The following is a 9,051-nucleotide window of genomic DNA, read 5'->3' on the forward strand; positions in this document are numbered from 1 at the left end:
GCCTTCGCCAACGTCTACGCCGACGTCGGCGGAAGTGGCTTTCTCCCAAGTCAGACTGGAGGAAATCGGTGCCGGGGATGACAGGTACTCCAGCTTCTGTCCATTCCTTAGATACGAAGAAGTACCCCGACTCATCGTCGAAAGATAGGCATAATTGGCCACCTGCTGATTGCCCAATGAACCGTACGACGCTCTGATTTTGAATTCATTGGCAAAGGACTTCATCGGCTCGAAGAAGTTCTCTTCGCTTACCCGCCATCCTGCCGAAACGGAAGGAAAGAAGCCGAATCGATCACTGGGCTGGAATCGGGACGTACCATCGTAGCGACCGTTCAATTCGAGCAGATACTTGCCGCGATAGTCGTAGTTAATCCGGGCAAAGTAGCCCAGTAACGCCCACTCGGTTTGACCACCGTTGATTTCCTGAGCCCCCGAACCGAGGTTCACGTCGTTGAGATCCTGGGACAAAAGGTCTTTCCGATTACCCGACAGACTTTTCTGCTGGTAGAGTTCCTGATTGTACCCCACCATAGCCTTAAAGGCGTGGTCGCCAAAGGTGTTGTCGTAGGTAGCATAGGCATTCACGACGTGGTACTGCGACAGGTTGGACGTTTCCGACAGCTGATCGTAGCCCACCGTACTCATCACACCGGGGAAGATCGACCACGGAGCGGGCGTACGCCGCAGAAAGGTATTACCACTTTCCCAGGCACTTCGGTTTACGTTGAATACGCCATTAGAAAGCGTATAGCTGTAGGAACCCACGGCCGTAATGTGTTTGGCCAGTTGCAAAGTACCGCCGATGGTTTGCGTCAGTTCAAAGCGTTTTTCACCACCCTTGGATTTGCCGTGTAACAAATCGGCGTAGATACCGTCGCCGATGGTATAGTTGTTGAGTTCGGTCCGATACGTGGCCGTACCGTCGGGATTCACGGGTACGTAGGAAGGCAAGGCGTGTACCGTTACCGAGACAAAGTTGTTGTTGACGCCCCAGCCCGGATAGCTGTAATCGTTGGCGTTAAACTGCGTATTGGTATTAAGCGTAAACCAGTCAGTAACTTTTGTGTTGAGTTTAGCCCGGAAGTTATAGGCATTATAAATATCCTGATTCACCCGCATCACGCCCCGTTTCTGATAGTACCGACCCGATACCAGATAGTCCGTTTTGTCATTACCTCCGCTAAAGCTCAGGTTATGTTCCATCGAAGGGGACCAGTCGCGAAACATGGTACGCCACCAGTCCGTATTGCCGTAGTAGATGTACATGTCCTTGCCATTACGGTTGTCAACGACCACGGAAGGCAGAGAATGATCCGTCTGGCGTTTGCGAAGTTCTTCGTAATCCTCGTCCGTATAGCCCGTGTACGATTTACCCGTCGCCCGAATAAACGCTTCATCGTTGAGCTTGGCCGACGTGTAGCCATCCGTAATGAAATCCGTACGCACCGTGGGCGTAGAAAAACCGAAGTTGGTGCCGTAATTCACGGACATCCGGCCGCCTTTAGCCTTTTTCGTCGTAACGAGTACAACACCAAACGCTCCGCGAGCCCCGTAAATCGACGCCGAAGCTGCATCTTTCAGGACCGAAATACTCTCAACATCCCGGGGGTTAATCGAGTTGAGTGAACCCGGTACGCCGTCAATCAAAATCAGCGGCGAGCCCGTACTACTGTTAATGGAGGCGTAACCGCGAATGTTGATCGTCCCCGCCGAACCGGGCCGTCCGTCACCGAACGTCACATTCATCCCCGGTAAAGCTCCCTGCAAGCCCTGGCTGATGTTGGCAATGGGGCGGCTTTCCAGCGTCTCGGCCCCTACCTGCGATACAGCTCCGGTGAGGTTGGCTTTTTTCTGCGTGCCGTACCCGACGACGACCAGCTCCTGCATATTTTTCGGATCCACTTGCAAGGCCAGATCAAGGGTACTCTGTTTCCCCACGGTCACTTCCTGCGGGAGGTAGCCTACGTAACTAAACACCAGTACAGCATTTCCATCCGTTACGGTAAGCTGATACCGTCCGGTGGCATCGGTGATGGTGCCGCGAACGGTGTTTTTTTCGCGGACACTTACACCCGCCATAGCTTCACCTTTTTCGTCGGTCACCTTACCGGAAATCGTCTGCATCCGCGTAGGTCGGGCCCAAGGGTCTCTACCTACCAGTAGCAAGACGGCTAGAGCCAGACAACGGAGCATCCATCCGTACCTTCGGCTTGGTAAAATTGGTTTCATAAGGAGGAAAGATTTTAGAGCAGAAAACGAACCCGCTTGATTTGAGGATGCAAAAAAAGAACAGTACAGGAGCCGAACCGTTAGCGATCAGGTTATGGATTTTTTAAATTCCATAACCCGTTTTTTACATTAAAATCATACGTAAAATGAGTTGATTATCTGTTTCTACAGCGAAGAAAAGTCAATGTCAGGGCTCTCAGGCAGAGGGTCGAAAAAAGTGTTCGTATCTTCGCTTAATCTTGGCGTGAATTCGCCCCTGAAGGATAGTCTGGCCACCCCACTATGTTACCAAATTCTTATGAACTGCCGGAAGCTGGCAAGCCGCCGTATCGCCTGCCGGGCGTCAGCATTGCTACGCTGACGGAAACCTTTCTTTCCCACCATACTCTGGAGTCGCTGCCTACGAACCAGCGTGACTATACGCCCGTTCAGCCGCAAGAGATTACGGTCAATTCAGGAACCTTTACTTCGGCTTCCCGCCTGACGTATTTTCCCCAGGTGAGCGTCCAGCAAACCGAGCAGGATTTGATTCTAAGCTGTGCCTGCCAGTTGCCTACGACTTCGTTGTGTCCCCACCAGACGCACGTGTTGCTAAACCTCATGCAGCGACCGGAACTACGGATTTTCTTCGACCGGCAAATGCGGTACGAGCGTTTTTACCGAACGGCTCAGGAGTACGGTCTGGAGAAAGAAACGAACCTGGATGAGTACTTCGACCTCGAATATCAGGATTATTCCGTACGGGTAAAACCTAAACTGAAGGAGTTGGTATCGATTGAGGAGGCGACCCAACAGTACGAAAAACTGGGAGCCGAATGGACGCCTCCCTTACCCAGACCCGATGCACAGAAACGGTTTATCGTGTTTCGGCGGCATCGTTTTTACGAACATTTTTTCATTGAATACTACGAAGCAGCCACGACGAAAGAGGGAAAAATCAAGAATCCCCTGCGGACGATCAATCCCATGGATTTTGTCTGGCAGACCGACGATACTGACCTGCTGAAATTCTATACGGCTCTGACCCGCTTTCAGAATCCGCACCGAACCAAAAACGCACTAGCCGATCTAGGAGCGTTGAAAGCCTTGGTACAAAATCCGCTGGAGCTGGATGTGTACTACCATCCTTCCCAATCCTCGGAAAAAATCATCGCTCAGGGGCTGACGCCCGTACGCATCCAGCGGTCGGCCCTGCAATTACACCTGATGGTACACCAGCGGGAATCGTTCTATCAGGTATTGGGTCAACTGCTGGTGAATGACCAACCGTATGAGTTACCCACGGTTACGATTGCGTACGATTATTTTTTTCTGCTGGATCAGACCTTACACCTCATCGATTCACCGGATTTGCTGCGGGTGCTCAACTTTCTGAAACTGAATCAGTACCGACTCTTACTCCACGAATCCAAGTTCGAGGAATTCCGTCAGCAGGTGCTCGTTCGGCTGGAAAACCACATTCGGGTGACGTATACGTACCTCAAACCCGCCACACCCGAACAGATTCAGGAAAGTGGCTTTGACCAGCCCCGCCAGTGGATGCTTTACCTTTCGGAAAAGGATTCCTTCATTTCCCTGACGCCCGTACTCAAATACGGTCCCGTGGAAGTACCCGTGCTTTCCAGAAGGCAAATTTACTCGCTCGATCCGCTGGGGGCTCCCTTTACGCTCGAGCGGGACGACGCTGAAGAACTCGACTTTATCAGTTTGCTACTCCAGCAACATCCGGATTTCTACGAGCAATTGCCTAAAGCGGGTGAGTTGCCCCGCGACTATTTTTTCCTGCATAAAAGTCGCTTTCTCGAAGAAGACTGGTTTCTCTCGGCCTTTGAAGCCTGGCAGAGTCGCGGTATTACCATTCTGGGTTTTAATGAGCTCGGTAATAACCGTCTGAATGGCAATAAAGCCAAAATTTCGGTACACGTCAGCAGTGGTCTCAATTGGTTTGAAACCTCAATTCAGGTAGCCTTTGGTGCCCAAAAAGTTTCGCTCAAGCACCTGCACAAATCGGTTAAAAACAAAAGCCGGTACGTGACTTTGGGTGATGGAACGGTGGGTATTTTGCCCACCGAGTGGCTGGAAAAGTTTGACCGCTATTTTCAAGCTGCAGATCTGATTGAAGACCGCCTGCGTACACCCGCGATTCAATTGCCCAGCATCCGGGAATTGTACGAAGAAGAATTGCTGAGCGAATCGGTACGGCAGCAGTGGGCCCGGTACGCCGCTAAAGTGGCTAATTTTGATGCCATTGAAGCAGTACCCGTGCCCGAAGGCTTACAGACCCACCTGCGTAACTACCAGAAACAGGGCTTATACTGGCTCAACTTTCTGGATGAATTCGGCTTTGGCGGCTGTCTGGCTGACGATATGGGCCTGGGTAAAACCATCCAGATCATTGCCTTTATTCTGTCGCAACGGTTGAAGGTTGAGCGAAATACGAATCTCATTGTCGTACCCACCTCGCTACTATTTAACTGGCAGGCCGAAGTAGCCAAATTCGCTCCTTCCATTCGCGTGCTTACGCTGCACGGCTCGGGCCGGGTAAATGATCCGAAGACGTTCGATGCGTATGAAATCATCCTTACTTCGTACGGAACCCTGATTTCGGATATTCATCAATTAAAAAGCTACGCGTTCAATTACGTATTTCTGGACGAATCACAAGCCATCAAAAACCCGGAATCGCAGCGGTATCAGGCCGTATGTCTGCTACAATCCCGGAATCGGGTCGTGCTGACGGGTACGCCACTGGAAAACAATACCTTTGATCTGTACGGGCAGCTTTCGTTCGCGTGTCCGGGGCTATTGGGTTCCAAGCAATCCTTCAAGACGTATTATTCCACGCCCATCGACCGGTTTCAGGACCGTCAGCGGGCTCAGGAACTTCAGAAGAAAGTAAGTCCGTTTATTCTGCGACGTACCAAAGCTCAGGTGGCGTCCGAGCTACCCGACAAAACCGAAATGGTACTGTTTTGCGAAATGGGTACGGAGCAACGACGGGTGTACCACGCCTACGAACAGGAGTTTCGTAATTTCCTGACGACCAGAAAAGAAGGTGATATTCCGCGGGAGTCACTCCACATTTTACAGGGATTGACTAAGCTTCGGCAGTTGTGCAACTCCCCCGCCCTACTCAACGACGAGACTTTTTACAGTGGAGCTTCGGCGAAAATCGACGTATTGCTGGAAGAAATCGAAACCCGGGCTCCTCAGCACAAGATTCTGGTATTCTCGCAGTTTGTCGGTATGCTCGATCTCATTAAAAGCGAACTGGAGTTTCGCGGGATTGCTTTCGAATACCTTACCGGGCAAACGAAAAACCGGGCGGCCCGCGTACAGCGTTTTCAGACCGACGATAGCGTTCGAGTCTTTCTCATTAGTCTGAAGGCGGGCGGCACGGGACTCAACCTAACCGAAGCCGATTACGTCTACCTGGTCGACCCCTGGTGGAATCCGGCCGTGGAAAATCAGGCCATTGACCGGAGCTACCGCCTCGGGCAAACGAAAAAGGTGGTAGCCGTTCGGCTGATTTGTCCGCATACCATCGAAGAAAAAATGCAGCAACTGCAACAATCCAAACAGGAACTGGCTAGTGACCTGATTCGTACGGATCAGTCGCTACTAAAATCGCTTACCCGCCAGGACTTACTCAGCTTGCTCAGTTCCAATTAAACGTATTCATATACTCAAGTCCGTTGGGAAGTGCGTACGCTTTTCAGCGGACTTTTCCGTTCACTATCAAAATTTCGCAGTTCACTGCTAACATTCGTCATTTCAGTTACTTATCTTGCTGAAGCTTCCGTCTGCCGACCTATCTTCGGGAGTCTTTTCAACCTGCCTTCTGCCAAAGGCCCATCTCTCCACTCTCAAACCTTTCATTCATGAAGCGTACCCTTTCCCTCCTCTCGTCTGCTCTTTTGGTAGGGCTACTCAGCTGTACCGATCACGAAGTACCCAATCCCAGCGAAGTCATTCGCCAAACGGTAATTGAGAATCTGAAAAGTCCCATTGGACTGGCCTTTAACGCTCAGGATCAGATTTTCGTAACGGAAGCGGGTACGGGTAACCAGGATGCCCGGGTTTCCATGATTATGAATGGTCAAGCCATGCCCGTGGTTACGGGGATGCAATCGGTAGCCGCTGAAGGCACCATCGAAGGCATTGGTCACTTGTACTTCCACGGCGATTCCCTGTACATTCTCCACGGCATCGAAGGAATGATTTACAGCGTGAAGACTTCTTCGCTGAATCCAAATCAGCCTTTGGCGGCCAGCTCCATTACCCGCCAGTTTGTACGGCCTATCGTGGATAGTCTTAAGCTAGTGACGCCGTTGAATTCCAATGTATACAACCTGACGGCCGGCCCCAACGGAGATCTGTACATCACCGACGCGGGTACAAACATTGTGCTGAAACGTGAGAAAGGTACGGGTAAGATCAGTCTGTTTGCGAAGATTCCAAAAGTTACGCCCACGGCCGAAGCCGTACCAACGGGCATCGTATTCGATGGACAGAAATTCCTGGTGACTGCGTTGAGTGGTGGTCCTTTTATTGACGGTACCTCCAAGATTTTCCAGATCGATCTGGCGGGCAACGTAAGCGACTATAAAACCGGTTTTACTACTCTAACCGATATTACGCTCTCGGGAGCCAATAAACCCGTAGTTGTTCAACTAGCCCGATTTGCTTTCGCTCCTACCCCCGGATTCGTACCCAATTCCGGGAACTTGCTGAGTGAAGAGGGCAAGGCTGTGGTTACGGGCTTTTCGATGCCAACCGACATTGAAAATAGAGGTACCAACAAGTACTATGTGCTGAATCACGGCTCGGGTAAGCTAGAAATGGTTAGCTGGTAGTCACTCTCTTTTTGACTAGCATTTCACAAGCCGAAGGTATAGCACTTTCGGCTTGTTGTATTGTAGAGGTGGGGTTGGGTTGAAACCCAACCTTATGAAATGGCTCGAGCCTACGGCTCTTTGAATACGTTTACAATCCGTCGTTGACGTACTTCGCTGATTAGACTAGGGGAGTTTTCAGCGAAGATGCCCGGACCAAACAGGTTTTTAGCTCGTTGACTTGCAAGGGTTTAGAAAGGTAATCATTCATGCCCGCCTGTAAACAAGTATCCCGGTCGCCCTGTAAAGCATTGGCCGTCATGGCAATGATGATGGGTTGTAGCCAGGGTCTCGACCGGATCATTCGGGTAGCTTCCAAGCCGTCCATTTCCGGCATTTGTACATCCATCAAAATCACATCGAAACTTGACTTCTCCAGACAGGCCAGTACTTCCCGACCATTCCCCGCTAAGGTAATTTCGTAACCAAGCTTTCGCAGGGTTTGCAGAATTACTTTCTGATTGAAGAGATTGTCTTCAGCCACGAGTATTTGCAAGGGGTATTCGGTCGCAAACAACTGGTCGAGTAAATGCGGCGTAGTCTCTACTGGGGCCGGAGTTAATCGCTTGAGTTGCTGTTGGATGGCCTGATACAACTGATTTTGTTTAACGGGCTTGGTCAGGATCGTTTCAAACAATTCCGCGTACGAATGACGGGTTTCGTCTCCCACCGAACTTAGCAAAATGATGGGCAGGGTTGGATGTACCTGTTTAATCAACCGAGCCAGCTCTACCCCATTCCCAGCGGGCATGTGCATATCCGTAATCACGAGTTCAAACGGCCCTTCCCGTCGCAAAGCTTTCAAGCCTTCTTCCGCGGAGTTAGCTAGTACAGGAATCAGCCTCCATTGCTCCACTTGCGATTTTAGAATGAGCAGATTCGTCTGATTATCATCTACAATCAGTATCTTTTTGTCTTCGTAATCGTTCGTATTGAGCACGACGTACTGTCGCCGGGAAGTGGTGCTGACTTCGGTACGAATGGTAAACGTAAATGTCGTACCCTGGCCTTCGGTGCTGCTTACGCTGATGTCCCCGCCCATCAGTCCTACTAATCGTTTACTAATAGCAAGGCCCAAACCCGTCCCCCCGTATTTACGCGTAGTTGAAGAATCGACCTGCGAAAAGGACTTAAATAGCCGGGACATTTTATCGGCCGGAATGCCAATGCCCGTATCCACTACTTTAAACTGCAGCAACAGCGTATCCGGCTCGGGGGTAGGTAGCCGCATGACCCGGACAAAAATTTCTCCGGCTGGCGTGAATTTAATGGCATTACTCACCAGATTGGTTAATACCTGTCGCAGCCGCAAACTGTCACTTTTGATGAAGGGCGGTACGTCGTAATCCATCTGATAGATTAAATCCAAGCCTATCGAGGACGCCTTGTTGGCAAAGATGTCCAGCGTTTCCTCGATACACTGCCGTAAGTCTACCTCTTCGTGTTCAATTTCGAGACTGCCGGATTCTATTTTCGAAAAGTCCAGAATATCATTAATGACTCCTAACAGGTTATGACCGCACTGCCGAATGGTTTCAGCGTAATCCTTTTGTTCGGTTGTCAAGGGAGTTTCCTGTAACAACGTCGTCATGCCCAGAACACCATTCAGCGGCGTACGGATTTCGTGGCTCATGGTCGCCAAAAAAATACTTTTCGCCTGATTAGCTTTTTCCGCCTGCTGACGAGCTTCGGCTTCCTGTTCTTTCTGCTCGCGTAGTTCTTCGTTGACTACCTGCAAATCGGTGGCCAGACTTTGGAGTTCTTCCTTCTGAACCATGACTTCCACATGGGCCTGCCGCAGGGCCTGGGTTTGCTCGAAGACCTGCTCCTCCAGCCTCTTCCGCTGGATCTGCATGCGTCGAGTCCGCCACAAGTAAATGCCGTACAAAATCAGAATGGAGAAAAAAGCGATCAGTACCCGAAACCA

The 9,051-nt window shown here is 50.6% G+C and carries 4 protein-coding genes; 2 read left to right on the forward strand and 2 right to left on the reverse strand.

Going from position 1 to position 9,051, the window contains the following annotated elements:
* Positions 1-2,229: SusC/RagA family TonB-linked outer membrane protein (locus ACOJTG_RS05045; RefSeq protein WP_420152814.1), on the reverse strand; the 2,229-nt coding region annotated here is incomplete at its 3' end.
* 282 nt (positions 2,230-2,511) lie between these two features.
* Here ACOJTG_RS05045 and ACOJTG_RS05050 point away from each other — a divergent pair.
* Together ACOJTG_RS05050 and ACOJTG_RS05055 are read left to right on the forward strand one after the other, a co-directional pair.
* Positions 2,512-5,901, forward strand: coding sequence for a DEAD/DEAH box helicase (locus ACOJTG_RS05050; protein ID WP_420152815.1), 3,390 nt, complete (start codon positions 2,512-2,514; stop codon positions 5,899-5,901).
* Positions 5,902-6,110: 209 nt separating this feature from the next.
* The gene (locus tag ACOJTG_RS05055; protein WP_420152816.1) at positions 6,111-7,085 is read left to right on the forward strand and encodes a ScyD/ScyE family protein; all 975 of its coding nucleotides are present in this window, start codon (positions 6,111-6,113) and stop codon (positions 7,083-7,085) included.
* Between the two features lie 160 nt (positions 7,086-7,245).
* On the opposite strand, the gene ACOJTG_RS05060 is transcribed toward ACOJTG_RS05055, so the two are convergent.
* Positions 7,246-9,051: response regulator (locus tag ACOJTG_RS05060; protein ID WP_420152817.1), on the reverse strand; the 1,806-nt coding region annotated here is incomplete at its 5' end.

The sequence above is a fragment of the Siphonobacter sp. genome, from assembly GCF_048595215.1.
In the GTDB taxonomy this organism is placed as follows: domain Bacteria; phylum Bacteroidota; class Bacteroidia; order Cytophagales; family Spirosomataceae; genus Siphonobacter.

Excerpts from the sequence above, each read along its gene's own strand:
- ACOJTG_RS05050 (WP_420152815.1), top strand. The coding sequence starts at position 2,512 with ATGTTACCAAATTCTTATGAACTGCCGGAAGCTGGCAAGCCGCCGTAT.
- ACOJTG_RS05055 (WP_420152816.1), top strand. The coding sequence starts at position 6,111 with ATGAAGCGTACCCTTTCCCTCCTCTCGTCTGCTCTTTTGGTAGGGCTA.